The 15832-nt window shown below is 56.6% G+C and carries 15 protein-coding genes; 8 read left to right on the forward strand and 7 right to left on the reverse strand.

Features of this window, described 5'->3' with window-relative positions:
* The 3 genes from ppk1 to purM all read right to left on the reverse strand — a co-directional run bounded on the left by ppk1 (position 1) and on the right by purM (position 4034).
* Entirely contained in the window at positions 1–2061 is a 2061-nt protein-coding gene (gene ppk1 / locus ACWPW2_RS20570; RefSeq protein WP_279792831.1) for a polyphosphate kinase 1, read from the reverse strand.
* A 297-nt stretch (positions 2062–2358) separates the two neighbouring features.
* Positions 2359–3000, reverse strand: a complete 642-nt coding sequence (gene purN / locus ACWPW2_RS20575; protein ID WP_042713692.1) for a phosphoribosylglycinamide formyltransferase — start codon at positions 2998–3000, stop codon at positions 2359–2361.
* Entirely contained in the window at positions 2997–4034 is a 1038-nt protein-coding gene (gene purM / locus ACWPW2_RS20580) for a phosphoribosylformylglycinamidine cyclo-ligase (RefSeq protein ID WP_454125052.1), read from the reverse strand. Before purM ends, purN begins: the two co-directional genes overlap by 4 nt.
* Positions 4035–4268: 234 nt before the next feature.
* On the opposite strand from purM, the gene upp reads away from it, so the two are divergent.
* The 3 genes from upp to ACWPW2_RS20595 all read left to right on the forward strand — a co-directional run bounded on the left by upp (position 4269) and on the right by ACWPW2_RS20595 (position 7095).
* A complete protein-coding gene (gene upp, locus ACWPW2_RS20585) occupies positions 4269–4895 on the forward strand; it encodes a uracil phosphoribosyltransferase (protein WP_023481179.1) in 627 nt (208 codons plus the stop codon).
* A gap of 109 nt (positions 4896–5004) precedes the next feature.
* Positions 5005–6294, forward strand: a complete 1290-nt coding sequence (gene uraA, locus ACWPW2_RS20590; protein ID WP_454125054.1) for a uracil permease — start codon at positions 5005–5007, stop codon at positions 6292–6294.
* Positions 6295–6393: 99 nt separating this feature from the next.
* Positions 6394–7095, forward strand: a complete 702-nt coding sequence (locus ACWPW2_RS20595) for a DnaA inactivator Hda (RefSeq protein ID WP_034813832.1) — start codon at positions 6394–6396, stop codon at positions 7093–7095.
* A gap of 604 nt (positions 7096–7699) precedes the next feature.
* On the opposite strand, the gene arsC is transcribed toward ACWPW2_RS20595, so the two are convergent.
* Complete coding sequence (arsC, locus tag ACWPW2_RS20600; RefSeq protein WP_454125056.1) at positions 7700–8059, reverse strand: arsenate reductase (glutaredoxin); 360 nt, start codon at positions 8057–8059, stop codon at positions 7700–7702.
* 12 nt (positions 8060–8071) lie between these two features.
* A complete protein-coding gene (gene bepA, locus ACWPW2_RS20605) occupies positions 8072–9535 on the reverse strand; it encodes a beta-barrel assembly-enhancing protease (protein WP_454125058.1) in 1464 nt (487 codons plus the stop codon).
* Positions 9536–9749: 214 nt separating this feature from the next.
* On the opposite strand from bepA, the gene ACWPW2_RS20610 reads away from it, so the two are divergent.
* Positions 9750–10826, forward strand: a complete 1077-nt coding sequence (locus ACWPW2_RS20610; protein ID WP_454125060.1) for an AI-2E family transporter — start codon at positions 9750–9752, stop codon at positions 10824–10826.
* Between the two features lie 65 nt (positions 10827–10891).
* Here ACWPW2_RS20610 and bcp read toward each other — a convergent pair whose 3' ends face one another.
* Together bcp and ACWPW2_RS20620 are read right to left on the reverse strand one after the other, a co-directional pair.
* Positions 10892–11362: a thioredoxin-dependent thiol peroxidase gene (gene bcp, locus ACWPW2_RS20615; protein ID WP_124967627.1), complete on the reverse strand. Its 471-nt coding sequence runs from the start codon at positions 11360–11362 to the stop codon at positions 10892–10894.
* Positions 11359–11934, reverse strand: coding sequence for a glycine cleavage system transcriptional repressor (locus tag ACWPW2_RS20620; RefSeq protein ID WP_206430693.1), 576 nt, complete (start codon positions 11932–11934; stop codon positions 11359–11361). The genes bcp and ACWPW2_RS20620 overlap by 4 nt, the downstream gene beginning before the upstream one ends.
* 145 nt (positions 11935–12079) lie before the next feature.
* Here ACWPW2_RS20620 and dapA point away from each other — a divergent pair, with 145 nt between their 5' ends.
* From dapA to ypfJ, 4 genes are all read left to right on the forward strand, one after another.
* The gene (dapA, locus tag ACWPW2_RS20625) at positions 12080–12958 is read left to right on the forward strand and encodes a 4-hydroxy-tetrahydrodipicolinate synthase (protein ID WP_023481177.1); all 879 of its coding nucleotides are present in this window, start codon (positions 12080–12082) and stop codon (positions 12956–12958) included.
* Positions 12959–12974: 16 nt separating this feature from the next.
* A complete protein-coding gene (gene bamC / locus ACWPW2_RS20630) occupies positions 12975–14009 on the forward strand; it encodes an outer membrane protein assembly factor BamC (RefSeq protein WP_454125063.1) in 1035 nt (344 codons plus the stop codon).
* A gap of 107 nt (positions 14010–14116) precedes the next feature.
* Complete coding sequence (purC, locus tag ACWPW2_RS20635) at positions 14117–14830, forward strand: phosphoribosylaminoimidazolesuccinocarboxamide synthase (RefSeq protein ID WP_023481241.1); 714 nt, start codon at positions 14117–14119, stop codon at positions 14828–14830.
* Positions 14831–14965: 135 nt separating this feature from the next.
* Positions 14966–15832, forward strand: a complete 867-nt coding sequence (ypfJ, locus tag ACWPW2_RS20640; protein WP_312120589.1) for a KPN_02809 family neutral zinc metallopeptidase — start codon at positions 14966–14968, stop codon at positions 15830–15832.

Here is a 15832-nt window from a genome sequence, read left to right on the forward strand (position 1 = left end):
TTATTCGGACTGTTCGATGGATTTGATGTAGTCGTAAATCGCTAGTTGGGCGCGTACTTTACGACGATTCCCGCGCGGCACATAGCGATTACTCAGTTCTTTGTCGATATAACGAGCTTTCACCGTATCACTAAACTGTAGCTCCATAATATCCAGCACCCGCTGTTTCAGGCGCGGATCGAGAAGCGGCGCGGCCACTTCGATACGGTAATCAATATTACGCGTCATCCAGTCAGCGGAGGAGAGCCAGACGCGCTTTTCGCCACCATGTTCGAAAATATAGATGCGATCGTGCTCAAGATAGCGGTCAACGATACTGATCACCCGAATATTGTCGCTGATGCCTTCAAGATTTGGGATCAGCGAACACATACCGCGCACCAGCAAGTTCACCGGCACGCCGGAGCTGGACGCCGCATAGAGCCTGTCCACCAGCCCTTTATCGACCAGGTTATTCAGCTTCAGCGTAATGCCGGACGGGTTGCCGTTCTGTGCGTTGGCGATTTCCGCGTCGATCATGTCATAAAGCAGACGGCGCGAGTTTTGCGGCGATACCAGCAGATAGTCGAACTGCACCGGTCGATAGGGGTTTTCAATAAAGTTAAAGACCCGGCGCACTTCGTTAGTAATGCGCGCATCGGCGGTCAGCAGCGAATAGTCGGTGTAGATGCGCGCGGTTTTCTCGTTAAAGTTACCGGTGCCGATATGGGCATAGCGCACGATCTCTTCACCTTCCATACGCGAGATAAGGAACAGCTTGGCGTGAATTTTTAAGCCCGGCGCGGAGAAGATCACCTGTACGCCCGCTTCCGTTAGCCGTTTGGCCCAGTGAATATTGGCCTCTTCATCAAAACGCGCCTGCAACTCCACCACCACGGTCACTTTTTTTCCGTTGTGCGCGGCGTGGATCATCGAGTCGATGATGCGCGAATCTTTTGCCACGCGGTAGATGTTGATTTTGATCGCCAGCACGTTCGGATCGAACGACGCCTGGCGCAGCATCTCCAGCACGTGCTCAAAGGTGTGGTAGGGATAGTAGAGCAGCACATCGCGCTCGCGGATGGCGTCGAAACCGTTGCGGAATTTATCAAACCAGACGTGGCGTAGGCGCGGCAGCGGTTTGTTGACCAGATTCGCTTTGCCGACATTCGGGAAGCCAATAAAGTCTTTAAAGTTGTGGTAACGCCCGCCGGGAATAATCGAATCGTAGCGGGAGATGGTCAGCTTCTCGCGCAGCATCTCAACCATCGCATCGGGCATATCGCGCTGGTAAACAAAACGCACCGGCTCGGCGGTCAGGCGCTGTTTCAGGCTTGAGGACATCAGCTCCATCAGGCTCGACTCCATCTCGTGCACCAGGTCATATTCGGCGTCACGGGTCATTTTCATCGAGTAGGCGTTGAGCGAGTCGTAATCGAAGAAGCCTTTAAAGATATCATCCAGGCAGTAGCGCAGAATGTTATCCAGCAGAATCATTGGCTTGCGGCGGCGCGGCGTCTCCGGTGGCAGGTTGACGAAGCGCGGCACTTTGTCTGAGGGAATTTCCAGCAGCGCGTAGCGGATATCTTCCCCGCGAATGATCTCCACCGCCAGATAGGTGTAATCATCCTTCAGGAAGCGCACCAGATTGGTTTCGCGGGTGATAAGCGTCGGCGTAATGTGCTGGCGCAGATACTGTTTAAAGTAGCTGCGCAGCCAGCTTTGCTGGTTTTGCGAGAGCTGGCGTTCGTTAATCAGGAAGATCTGATTACGCGCCATCTCCAGCAGCAGGTCGTTATAGAGCCCGTCGAACTCCTGGTCGGCTTTTAATACGCGAGACTGAATTTTGCCCAGCAGATGACGTGAATTGGTCGCCACGCCCTGTTCTTCGCTGATGATCAGCCGCCGCTTAAGCTCGGCGAAACGGACTTTATAGAACTCATCAAGGTTATTGGAATAGATCCCCAGAAAACGCATGCGTTCGATAAGGGGGTTACTTTTGTCCGCGGCTTCCTGAAGCACGCGTTCGTTAAAGCACAACCAGCTTAGTTCTTTTTCGAGATATAACTTTTCCTGACCCATTCCTGTTTACACTCCGGTTCTTTCTCGAAGCACGGCCACTCCCTCTCGCACATGCGGTGCTTCGACTTGCAGGTGAACGTTGCTGGCGTTCCTTCGTATAAGACAACTTATTATGGCGAGCTTTGTTAGCAGATGTCCAACTGTGGCAAAAAAGTATGACAGTAATCAGTTTTATTGCTTAAGGTGATGAAAAATAGTGCGGAGTGGTGAGGGAAGGGGACGTTGCCGGAGAAGATTTTGCCTCTCCGGCAAAGAATAGAGCCAGGCTGCGGAAGCCGCAGCCGGTGAAATGCGCAATTATTCGTCCGCTGCATACCCTTCGGGCGGCAAACGCAGGCCATCAAGCCAGGCACCGCCCTCTTGCATGGTCAGGCGGCCTTCCACAAACCAGCTCACCACCAGCGGATAGATGGCATGCTCCTGCGCCTGCACACGGGCAGTAATATCCTCTTCGCTATCACCCGCGAACACCGGCACTTTCGCCTGCAAAATCACCGGGCCGCCATCCAGTTCGTCAGTGACAAAATGCACGCTGGTACCGTGCTCCTCATCGCCGTTTTCCAGCACCTGGCGGTGGGTATGCAAACCGGGGTATTTCGGTAACAGGGAGGGGTGGATGTTGAGCAGGCGACCGGCGTAGTGGGCAACAAACGCCGGGCTGAGGATGCGCATATAACCCGCCAGCACCACAACATCCGGTGCGTAGGCGTCAATCTCCTGCATCAGTTCACGATCGAACGCGTCGCGGTTGGCAAACTGATCTGCGCTCAGCGCATGGGCGGGAATATTCGCTTCCCGCGCACGCTGAAGGCCGAACGCGTCGGCCTTATTACTGAAAACTGCCCGCAGGGTGCCGTTGATTCTTTTCTGTTTGCAGGCGTCGATAATCGCCTGCAAATTACTGCCGTTGCCGGAAATCAGCACCACAATGTTTTTCATTCAATGACCACACGCTCGCTGGAATCGGAAGCTTTGATCATACCGATTTTCCATGCCTTTTCACCTTTGGCATTCATCAGCTCAATCGCTTTATCCACTTCATGCGCAGGCAGGGCGATCACCATGCCAACGCCGCAGTTAAAGGTGCGGTACATCTCGTGACGGCTGACGTTACCGGCGCTCTGCAACCAGCCAAACACCGCCGGCCACTGCCAGGAGGATTCGTCGATAACGGCCTGGGTGTTATCCGGCAGTACGCGCGGAATGTTCTCCCAGAAACCGCCGCCGGTCAGGTGCGCAACCGCATGAACCTCAACCTTTTCGATCAGCTCCAGCACGGATTTGACGTAAATGCGGGTCGGCTCCAGCAGATGATCGGCAAGTGACTTGCCTTCCAGCTGCGTGGTCAGCGGATCGGTGCCGCTCACTTCGAGGACTTTGCGCACCAGCGAGTAGCCGTTAGAATGCGGGCCGCTGGAGCCAAGGGCAACCAGCACATCGCCATCGGCGACTTTGCTACCGTCGATAATCTCTGATTTTTCTACTACGCCGACGCAGAAACCAGCCACATCATAATCGTCGCCGTGATACATGCCCGGCATCTCTGCCGTTTCGCCGCCGACCAGCGCGCAGCCGGACTGCAAACACCCTTCGGCGATACCGTTAATCACGCTGGCGGCGGTATCGACATCCAGTTTGCCGGTGGCGTAGTAGTCGAGGAAGAAGAGGGGCTCTGCGCCCTGTACCACCAGATCGTTAACGCACATCGCGACAAGGTCGATGCCGATAGTGTCGTGACGTTTCAGATCCATCGCCAGACGCAGCTTGGTGCCTACGCCATCAGTGCCGGAAACCAGAACTGGCTCACGATATTTTTGCGGCAACGCGCACAGCGCACCGAAGCCGCCCAGCCCGCCCATCACTTCCGGGCGACGGGTCTTCTTCACCACGCCTTTGATTCGGTCTACCAGAGCATTGCCCGCGTCGATATCAACACCGGCATCTTTATAGCTGAGAGAGGTTTTATCGGTCACTGCTTCTGTCCCCACGCGTTTTCTAGCGGTAGCAATAAAAATTCGGCGCAATTCTAACAGCCAAGGCAAACGTTTGCGAGTCCATTGTTGCAGGGCGCGGTCGATTATTGTTTTATACTCTTCTCCAGCTGAATTGATCGCGATCAAGCGGCTGCCTGTAGCGAAACGGGAAAAAAGCGGTATAATCCGGCGATTTTTTTTGTGGTTGCCACCTGTCAGCGGAAGGAGAAGAGTATGAAGGTCGTGGAAGTAAAACACCCACTCGTCAAACACAAGCTGGGCCTGATGCGAGAGAACGACATCAGCACCAAACGCTTTCGTGAACTCGCCTCAGAAGTAGGCAGCCTGCTGACTTATGAAGCTACTGCGGATCTGGAAACGGAGAAGGTTACTATCGAAGGCTGGAACGGCCCGGTAGAGATCGACCAGATCAAGGGTAAGAAAATTACCGTAGTGCCGATCCTGCGCGCCGGTCTGGGGATGATGGAAGGCGTGCTGGAGCACGTGCCAAGCGCGCGCATCAGCGTTGTCGGTATCTACCGCAACGAAGAGACGCTGGAGCCGGTACCTTACTTCCAGAAACTGGTATCGAACATCGACGAGCGTATGGCGCTGGTGGTTGACCCGATGCTGGCGACCGGTGGTTCAATGATCGCCACCATCGATCTGCTGAAAAACGCTGGCTGCACCACTATTAAGGTGCTGGTGCTGGTGGCCGCGCCGGAAGGCGTCGCGGCGCTGGAGAAAGCGCACCCGGACGTAGAGCTCTACACCGCATCTATCGACCAGGGTCTTAACGAGCAGGGATACATTATCCCGGGGCTCGGCGATGCCGGCGATAAGATCTTTGGGACGAAGTAACTGACAACACAATGAAAGCCGACTTTGATAGTCGGCTTTTTTTTGGGAAACAAACACTGCCCGCCGCACCGGACGGGGAGATTAACAACAACACTCAGAGGAAAACACTATGACGCGCCGTGCTATCGGGGTGAGTGAAAGACCGCCGCTTTTGCAGACGATCCCGCTTAGTTTGCAGCACTTGTTCGCCATGTTTGGCGCAACCGTGCTGGTGCCAATCCTGTTTCATATCAACCCGGCCACCGTGCTGCTGTTTAACGGTGTCGGCACGCTGCTCTATATCTTTATCTGTAAAGGGAAAATCCCCGCTTACCTCGGCTCCAGCTTTGCTTTTATCTCGCCGGTGCTGCTGCTGTTGCCGCTGGGTTATGAAGTGGCGCTGGGCGGCTTCATTATGTGCGGCGTGCTCTTCTGCCTGGTGGCGCTGATTGTGAAAAAAGCGGGCACCGGCTGGCTGGACGTGATGTTCCCGCCTGCGGCAATGGGTGCCATTGTGGCGGTGATCGGCCTCGAGTTAGCGGGCGTGGCGGCGAATATGGCCGGCTTACTGCCCGCAGACGGGCAGAGCGCTGACAGTAAAACCATCACTATTTCGCTGGTGACGCTGGCGGTGACGGTCTTTGGTTCGGTGCTGTTCCGCGGTTTTCTGGCGATTATCCCGATTCTGATCGGCGTGCTGGCGGGCTATGCGCTCTCTTTCGCCATGGGTGTGGTCGATACCACACCTATCGCCCAGGCGCACTGGTTCGCGCTGCCAACCTTCTACACTCCGCGCTTTGAGTGGTTCGCTATCTTCACCATTCTGCCAGCGGCGCTAGTAGTGATTGCCGAGCACGTCGGGCATCTGGTGGTGACGGCGAATATCGTCAAACGCGATCTGATTCGCGATCCGGGCCTGCACCGCTCGATGTTCGCCAACGGCCTGTCGACAATGATCTCTGGTTTCTTCGGTTCGACGCCGAACACCACTTACGGTGAGAATATCGGCGTGATGGCGATTACCCGCGTCTACAGCACCTGGGTAATTGGCGGTGCGGCGATTATCGCCATTTTGCTCTCCTGCGTCGGCAAGCTGGCGGCGGCGATCCAGATCATTCCGGTGCCGGTGATGGGCGGCGTGTCGCTGCTGCTCTATGGGGTGATCGGTGCTTCGGGGATCCGCGTGCTGATTGAGTCGAAAGTGGACTACAGCAAAGCGCAAAACCTGATCCTCACCTCGGTGATCCTGATTATCGGCGTCAGCGGCGCGAAGGTGCATATCGGCGCGGCAGAGCTGAAAGGGATGGCGCTGGCGACCATTGTCGGCGTTGGCCTGAGCCTGATCTTCAAGCTGATTAGCGTGCTGCGCCCGGAAGAGGTGGTGCTGGATGCGTCAGAAAATGAGAAGGCGAAACCGTAAGTAGCGCACAGAATTGAACCGGGCCTCGCGCCCGGTTCAAACGGCGTCGATTTTTATGATAGACTCACTGCGTTTTTTGTAAGCCCTGTTGAGGTACCTCTGAACACGCCGGCACAGCTCTCCCTGCCATTATTTTTACCCGATGACGAAACCTTTGCGAGTTTCTGGCCGGGTGATAACCCCTCCTTACTGGCGGCGTTACAAAACGTTTTGCGCGAGGCGCACAGCGGTTATATCTATTTCTGGTCACGCGAAGGTGCCGGGCGCAGCCATCTGCTGCATGCTGCCTGCGCCGAACTCTCCCAGCGCGGCGATGCCGTGGGCTATGTGCCGCTCGATAAACGCACCTGGTTTGTACCCGAAGTGCTGGAAGGGATGGAGCATCTGTCGCTGGTCTGCATCGATAATATCGAATGCATCGCGGGCGATGAGCCGTGGGAGATGGCGATCTTTAACCTCTACAACCGCATTCTGGAGCAGGGCAAAACCCGTCTGCTGATCACCGGTGACAGGCCGCCGCGCCAGCTCAATCTCGGCTTGCCGGATCTGGCCTCGCGTCTTGACTGGGGGCAGATCTATAAGCTGCAGCCGCTCTCCGATGAGGACAAACTGCAGGCGTTGCAGCTGCGCGCGCGCATTCGCGGTTTCGAATTGCCGGAAGATGTCGGACGTTTTCTGCTGAAGAGATTAGATCGCGAGATGCGCACGCTGTTCGACACCCTCGATCAACTGGATCGCGCCTCGATTACCGCCCAGCGCAAGCTCACCATCCCGTTTGTAAAAGATATTCTGCAGCTGTAGGTGCTTCTCTCTGCCGGATGGCGGCTTACCGCCTTATCCGGCCTACAAGGGCCTGGGGTCTGTTGCGTAGGCCGGATAAGCGTGAGCGCCATCCGGCAATGCACTGAGGCTTCCTCTGCCGGATGGCGGCTTACCGCCTTATCCGGCCTACAAGGGTTTGAGGTCTGTTGCGTAGGCCGGATAAGCGTGAGCGCCATCCGGCACTGCACTGAGGCTTCTTCTGCCGGATGGCGGCGTCCCGCCTTATCCGGCCTACAGGGGCCTGGAGTCTTTTGCGTAGGCCGGATAAGCGTGAGCGCCATCCGGCACTACACTGAGGCTTCTTCTGCCGGATGGCGGCGTCCCGCCTTATCCGGCCTACAAGGGTTTGAGGTCTGATGCGTAGGCCGGATAAGCGTGAGCGCCATCCGGCACTACACTGAGGCTTCTTCTGCCGGATGGCGGCGTCCCGCCTTATCCGGCCTACAAGGGTTTGAGGTCTGATGCGTAGGCCGGATAAGCGTGAGCGCCATCCGGCACTGCACTGCGGCTTCTTCTGCCGGATGGCGGCGTACCGCCTTATCCGGCCTACAAAGGCTCGTGGCCTACCGCACTGCAATCACCCTTACCCTATGATCTCCATTACGCTTTCCGGCGGGCGGCCGATGCGCGCTTGACCGTTGGCGACGACGATGGGCCGCTCGATCAATTTCGGGTTCTCCATCATCGCCTGCACCAGCGCCGCTTCGGATAACGCGCTGTCGCCGAGATTGAGCGATTTATAGAGATCCTCTTTCGTGCGCATCAACTCCCGCGCGCTCGACATACCAAGCCACTGCAACAGCTGTTTGATCGTTGCCGCATCCGGCGGCGTCTCCAGATAGAGCACCACCTCCGGTTCAACACCGTTGGCTTGCAGCAGGTTCAGGGTTTCGCGGCTCTTCGAGCAGCGGGGGTTATGGTAGATTTTTACCGCGTCTGACATCTTCTCTCCTGATTACATCTTTTCGTACGGGCGGAAGCGCTGCTGCATCTGGCGCAACTGGTCGATCCGCGCGTCATAACGTGCCTGTTGCAGGCTGCCAAGCTTCACCTGGGCGCTGGCACTGCTCAACAGCGTGATCGCCTGGTCGAGCCTGCCGATCAGCGCCTGGCTTTCGGCGCGTGCCGCCAGCTCCTGATCGCGGTTGCCGAGCGCCGCTTCCGTTTGCGCCAGCAGATCCCAGCCGTTGATATCATCTTTGTTGGTGAAGGTGTAGCGATTAAGGATCTGCGCGGCCTGCGCCGGCTGCCCACCCTGTAAGTAAGCGTTCGCCAGGTTGAGTTGCAGCACCGGGTTATTCTTAAGCCCGCTGGCACTATTCAGGCGTTTAATCGCCTCACTGCTTTTATTCAGGCCAAGATCGATATCCGTTGCCAGATCGAGATACCAGGCATTGTTGGCATCCGCGCTCAGCAGCGGCTGCAACAGCTTCTGCGCCCCGGCAAAATCTTTCGCCTCCATCGCTTTCAGCGCCCGGCCATACTGCGCGGCGCGCTGCTCGCGCACGTTGCCTTTCGCCCAGCTGTCGAGCAGATCGTCGGTCAGCTGGTTACGGCCAGAGTTATACATGCCCAGGGTGCGGGCCTTTGCCATATAGAACGATTCAGAGGATTGCACCACCACCGGGCGCATCTGGTTGGCGCGGTTGCGGGCGTCTGACAGTCGGCTCTCTGGCAGGGGGTGCGTCAGCAAAATTTCCGGCGGACGGCTGGAGTAGCGTGACTGATCGAGCAATTTTTCGAGGAAGGTCGGCATCGCCTGCGGATCAAAACCGGCGCGTTGCAGCACCTGAATGCCGATGCGGTCCGCCTCCTGCTCATTCTGCTGCGTAAAGCTGATCATCCCCTGCCGCGTGCCGGCCAGCGTGCCGGTCAGCGCCGCCATCCCCGCCTGCGGGCTGGCCATCGCCAGCAGAATCGACCCCAGCGCGCCTGCCCAGGTGAGCGGCGCGCTGCTTTTCTGATCTTCCATCGCGCGCGCAAGGTGGCGCTGGGTAACGTGCGAAATTTCGTGCGCCATTACCGACGCGAGCTGGCTCTCATTATCCGTGTAACGGAAGAGGGCAGAGTGCAGCACCACGTTGCCGCCGAAGAAGGCGAAGGCGTTAATTTCGTCGTTATTCACCAGGTAGAAGTGGAAAGGGGTTTTCACTGAGTAGGCATGGGCGACCAGCCGCATACCGAGGGAATTGATGTACTGCACCAGCAGCGGATCGTTAATCAACGGCGCGCTGCCGCGCAGCTGGCGCACATAGAAGTCGCCCATCTGCATCTCCTGGCCGATGGAGAGCGTGCTGCCAGCCGAGGTGCCCATATCCGGCAGGCTATCTGCCGAGTCTGCAAAAACCGGTGCAGCCTGGCCTGCGGTAAGGGCGGCGATAAGGGTTGCGACCAGCGTTCGTTTCAACTGCCTGAACATAACCTCTTTCCTGTGTTGGAGGTGACACAACAATAACCGGGTTCCATTCGGCTAACCCGCCCTGCGAGTGTAGCCGCGTTAATGGCCGTTGAAAATCTTATTCACGGCAATGATATGTTTCCCGCAAAGAGAACGAAAAGCGAAGTCTTTTTTATGACATTTCGATAAACTTCCCGTTCTGAACGTCCGCCACTGAGGCGAAATAAGGAACGTTATGCTCGAAATGTTGACGCAGTGGTATCGCCGTCGCTTCAGCGATCCCGAAGCGATTGCCCTGCTGGTTATCCTGCTTGCCGGTTTTACCATTCTTTTCTTCTTTAGCGGCCTACTCGCGCCGCTGCTTGTTGCACTGGTGATTGCCTATCTGCTGGAGTGGCCAACGGCCCGCCTGCAGCGCATCGGCTGCTCGCGCAGTTGGGCGGCAAGCATCGTGCTGGTGCTGTTTGTCGGCATTCTGCTGGTAATGGCCTTTGTGGTGATGCCGATCGCCTGGCAGCAGGGGATCAACCTGATCCGCGATATGCCCGGCATGTTAAACAAGCTTTCCGGCTTTGCTGCCACCCTGCCGCGCCGTTATCCCGCGCTGATGGATGCGGGCATCATTGATGCGATGGCCGAGAATATGCGTTCGCGCATGCTGTCGATGGGTGACTCGGTGGTGAAATACTCCCTCGCCTCGCTGGTCGGGCTGCTTACCCTTGCGGTCTATCTGGTGCTGGTGCCGCTGATGGTCTTCTTCCTGGTGAAAGATAAAGAGCAGATGCTGAGCGCCGTGCGCCGCGTGCTGCCGCGCAACCGCGGGCTGGCAGGCCAGGTGTGGAAAGAGATGAATCAGCAGATCACCAACTATATTCGCGGCAAAGTGCTGGAGATGGTGGTGGTCGGCGTCGCCACCTGGATTGGCTTTATTCTCTTTGGCCTCAACTACTCATTGCTGCTGGCGGTGCTGGTGGGTTTCTCGGTGTTGATTCCCTATATCGGCGCGTTTGTAGTGACCATTCCGGTGGTTGGCGTGGCGCTGTTTCAGTTCGGGCTGGGCACCGAGTTCTGGAGCTGCTTTGCGGTCTATCTGATTATCCAGGGGCTGGATGGCAACCTGCTGGTGCCGGTACTCTTCTCGGAAGCGGTCAACCTGCACCCGCTGGTGATTATCCTGTCGGTGGTGATTTTCGGCGGCCTGTGGGGTTTCTGGGGCGTATTCTTCGCCATACCGCTGGCAACGTTGATTAAAGCGGTGATCCACGCCTGGCCAGATTCGCTGGACAGCGAAGATGAAGTGATAAGTGGATAACGCGACAAAAAGAGCAGGAGAGGAGGGCGACCCTGACGGGTTGCCCGCAGCAGAAGAGGGGACGTTCAGGCGTTCTCTTTTAACCAGTTCACGACGATATCGTGGTGATTGCTGGTTTTGAAATCATCAAACACATGTTCGATGGTGCCGGCGGCATCAATCAGAAAACTGATGCGGTGAATGCCGTCGTAGGTTTTCCCCATAAAGGTCTTCTCACCCCAGACGCCAAACTGCTGGCACACTTCATGGCTTTCATCGGACAGCAGGGTAAAGTTGAGCAGCTCTTTCTCGGCGAAGCGGGAGAGTTTTTCCGGTTTATCAGTGCTGATACCGAGAACTTCTACGCCTGCTTTTTTTAGCTCATCCATATTATCGCGCAGGCCGCAGGCCTGGACGGTACAACCCGGTGTCATGGCTTTCGGGTAGAAATAGACCAGAACACGCTGTCCCTGGAAGTCGGCTAAATTTACTTGTTCACCGTCCTGATCGGGCAAGCTAAATTTCGGTGCGGTATCACCGGCTTTCAGTGGATTCATTGCTTCACTCCATCCTGTTCATCATGCTGAGAATAGTTGACGACGTTTATACTGCCTTGCGCTTTCAATTCTGTACAGAGCGCCCGAAACGCCTGCTCAATATTTGATGCATCCCGCGAGGCGGGGCTGTGGGCGGTAATCTGAATAAAGAGTTGCGGAACACCATCGACGCTGGCGGGCTGGGTGCGGGAGACCAGCTCGGCAATATTCATCTCGTGAGCGTCGAATAACGCCGTAAAGCGTTCAATTAAATGGGGAGAATCCGGTACGTCAACCTGCACCCACACGGTGGCGGGCATATCAGGACGCGGGCGAGCCTCGGTGCGCTTCATCACAATCAACAGATCCAGTTCGGCGCCTTTCAGCGGCAGGGTCGATTCGATAAGGGTGATGGCGTTCCACGACCCTGAAAGCAGCATGATAAAAGTGAACTCTTCTCCCAGCATCGCCAGCCGGCTGTCTTCGATATTACAGCCGCAGCTGCTGACGTGGCGTGTGATCGTATTCACAATGCCAGGCCGGTCGGCCCCCAGCGCAGTGATAACCAAAAAGTGTTGTGATGAGGTTGTCAAACCTGAGCTTCCTGTCAAACATGAGGTAATCATAAGGAAAGCATAAAAAAAACCGGCATACAACCGCCACAGACCGTCAGGTCTCTTGCTTTTCTTACGGCACCGCACGTACCATTGAGGCTCTTGTTTGCACAGAGGATGGCCCATGTTCACGGGAAGTATTGTTGCGCTTATTACGCCGATGGATTCGCAAGGTAAAGTCTGCCGGTCAAGCCTGAAGAAACTGATTGATTATCATGTCGCCAGTGGAACCTCGGCGATTGTTTCGGTAGGAACTACCGGCGAATCCGCAACCCTTAGCCACGACGAGCATGCCGATGTGGTTGAACTGACGGTTGAGCTGGCTGACGGGCGCATTCCTGTTATTGCCGGTACGGGCGCAAACGCCACCGCCGAAGCCATCAGCCTGACGCAGCGTTTCAATAACAGCGGCATCGTTGGCTGCCTCACCGTTACCCCTTATTACAACCGCCCGACGCAGGAAGGTCTGTTCCAGCACTTCAAAGCCATCGCCGAACATACTGACCTGCCGCAGATTCTGTATAATGTGCCGTCGCGCACCGGCTGCGATATGCTGCCGGAAACCGTGGGCCGTCTGGCGGAAGTCAAAAATATTATCGGTATTAAAGAAGCGACCGGGAACTTAAGTCGCGTTCACCAGATCAAAGAGCTGGTTTCAGATGACTTTATCCTGCTGAGCGGCGATGACGCCACTGCGATGGACTTCATGCAGCTCGGCGGTCACGGTGTAATTTCCGTCACCACTAACGTGGCGGCGCGCGAAATGGCCGAGATGTGCAAACTGGCCGCTGAAGGGCAGTTTGCCGATGCCCGCGCGATTAACCAGCGTCTGATGCCGTTACACAACAAACTATTTGTCGAACCCAATCCGATCCCGGTCAAATGGGCATGTAAGGAGTTGGGACTTGTGGCAACCGATACGCTGCGTTTGCCGATGACACCGATTACCGACCACGGTCGTGAGGTGGTTCGTGCGGCGCTTAAGCATGCCGGTCTGCTGTAAAGTTTAGGGAGATTTGATGGCTTACTCAGTACAGAAGTCGCGCCTGGCGAAGGTAGCGAGTGTTTCACTTGTGATGTTGCTCGCCGCCTGCAATTCCGATTCACGTTACAAGCGTCAGGTCAGCGGCGACGAATCCTATCTGGATGCTACGCCGCTTGCTGAGCTTCATGCGCCCGCCGGGCTGATCCTGCCGGTGCAGACTGGGGACTACAATGTCCCTTCCGCCAACGGCAGCGGTGCCGTCGGTAAAGCGCTGGACATTCGCCCGCCGGCACAGCCGCTGGCGCTGGTGACCGGTGCGCGTACCCAGTTCAATGGCGATACCGCCACGCTGATGGTAGAAAACGGTCGCGGCAACACACTTTGGCCGCAGGTTGTCAGCCTGATTCAGGCGAAAAACTTCACCATCGCCAAACGTGACGATGCCGCGCAGACCCTGACTACCGACTGGGTTGAGTGGAACCGCCAGGACGAAGATCAGCAGTATCGCGGTCGCTATCAAATCGCGGTGAAACCGCAGGGTTATCAGCAGGCGGTGGTCGTCAAGCTGGTGAACCTGGAGCAGGCGGGTAAACCGGTGGGTGATACCGCATCGTTGCAGCGCTACAGCACCGAAATGCTGAACGTTATCTCCGCAGGCCTCGATAAAACCGCCACCGATGCGCAGAACGCCGCTGAGAAGCGCAGCGTGACCACGCTCGACGTGCAGAGCGGCGCGGATGATACCGGTCTGCCGATGCTGGTGGTGCGCGGTCCGTTCAATATCGTCTGGCAGCGTCTGCCGAACGTGCTGGAAAAAGTGGGCATGAAAGTGACCGACAGCACCCGTTCTACTGGCAGCATGGCCGTGACCTACAAGCCGCTCTCCGACAGCGGCTGGCAGGCACTGGGCGCGCGCGATCCGGGTCTCAGCTCCGGCGACTATAAACTGCAGGTCGGCGACCTTGATAACCGCAGCAGCCTCCAGTTTATCGATCCGAAGGGCCACACCCTGACGCAATCTCAGAACGACGCGTTAGTCGCCGCCTTCCAGGCCGCGTTTAACCAGTAAGATCCAGGGCCGGAATACCTCCGGCCTTTTTTTATCAGCGTGACGCAAACGTGTGCGTCGGCGTAAGATAGTGCAATTAGCCTTGTAATCACACCTGGAGTAATAAAATGCAAAAGCAAGCTGAGTTGTATCGCGGCAAAGCGAAAACCGTCTACAGTACCGAAAACCCGGACCTGTTGGTGCTCGAATTCCGTAACGATACGTCAGCAGGGGATGGCGCGCGCATTGAACAGTTTGATCGTAAAGGCATGGTGAACAACAAGTTTAACCATTTCATTATGACCAAACTTGCCGAAGCCGGCATCCCGACCCAGATGGAAGCGCTGCTCTCGGATACCGAATGTCTGGTGAAAAAGCTGGATATGGTGCCGGTCGAGTGCGTGATCCGCAACCGCGCCGCGGGCTCGCTGGTGAAACGTCTGGGCATTGAAGAAGGCATTGAGCTTAATCCGCCGCTGTTTGACCTGTTTTTGAAAAACGACGCCATGCACGATCCGATGGTCAACGAATCCTACTGCGAAACCTTCAACTGGGTGAACAAAGAGAACCTGGCGCGCATGAAGGAGCTCTCCTACAAAGCCAACGACGTGCTGAAAAAGCTGTTCGATGACGCAGGCCTGATCCTCGTCGACTTCAAACTGGAGTTTGGCCTGTTCAAGGGCGAAGTGGTGCTGGGCGATGAGTTCTCCCCGGACGGCAGCCGCCTGTGGGACAAAGAGACGCTGGATAAAATGGACAAAGACCGCTTCCGCCAGAGCCTCGGCGGGCTGATCGAAGCCTATGAAGCCGTCGCGCACCGCCTGGGCGTGAAACTGGACTGATCCCTTAAATTAACGTCTCAGCCAGAGGGTGCCCGCATCCTCTGGTTTTTTTACGTCTTTTTCCCAGTGGTAATCCTTCCCTAACCGCCTACGATCATATATACACAGAGTCCATTATTGGCATAGGGAGGCAGTATGCGCTGGCAAGGGCGACGAGAGAGTGACAACGTAGAAGACCGACGGAGCCAGTCGGGCGGCCCCTCAATGGGCGGCGGGGGTTTCCGCCTGCCGCGGGGCAAAGGCGGGTTAGTTCTGCTGGTGATTGTGGTGGTGGCAAGTTACTACGGCGTGGATTTAACCGGCATGTTGACCGGGCAACCCGTCAGCGCACCGTCGTCACAGCAGGCGGCGGTTAATCCGAAAGAGGATGAGGCCGCGCATTTCTCCAGCGTGATTTTCGCCTCCACCGAAGATACCTGGGCGCAGCTGTTCCAGAAAATGGGGCGTCAATACCAGCAGCCAAAGCTGGTGCTCTACCGTAATCAGTTCAATACCGGCTGCGGCATGGGCCAGTCAATCATGGGGCCGTTCTACTGCCCGGCAGACAGCAAGGTCTATATCGATCTCTCCTTCTACGATGAGATGAAAAACAAACTCGGCGCGGGCGGCGATTTCGCTCAGGGCTATGTGATTGCCCATGAAGTGGGTCACCACGTGCAAAAACTGCTCGGCACCGAGGCGAAAGTGCGTCAGTTGCAGCAGAACGCCAGCGAGAAAGAGGTCAATGCACTCTCAGTTCGCATGGAGTTGCAGGCCGACTGTTATGCCGGTGTCTGGGGCCACAGCATGCAACAACAGGGCGTGCTGGAAGAGGGCGATCTCGAAGAGGCGCTGAACGCGGCACAGGCAATTGGCGATGACCGTTTACAGCAGCGCAGCCAGGGTCGCGTGATCCCGGACAGCTTTACGCACGGCACCTCGGCGCAGCGCTACAGCTGGTTTAAACGCGGCATGGATAGCGGCGATCCGGCGCAGTGCGACACCTTTAGCGGGCGTCTGTAA

Source organism: Kosakonia sp. Marseille-Q7440 (assembly GCF_965119485.1).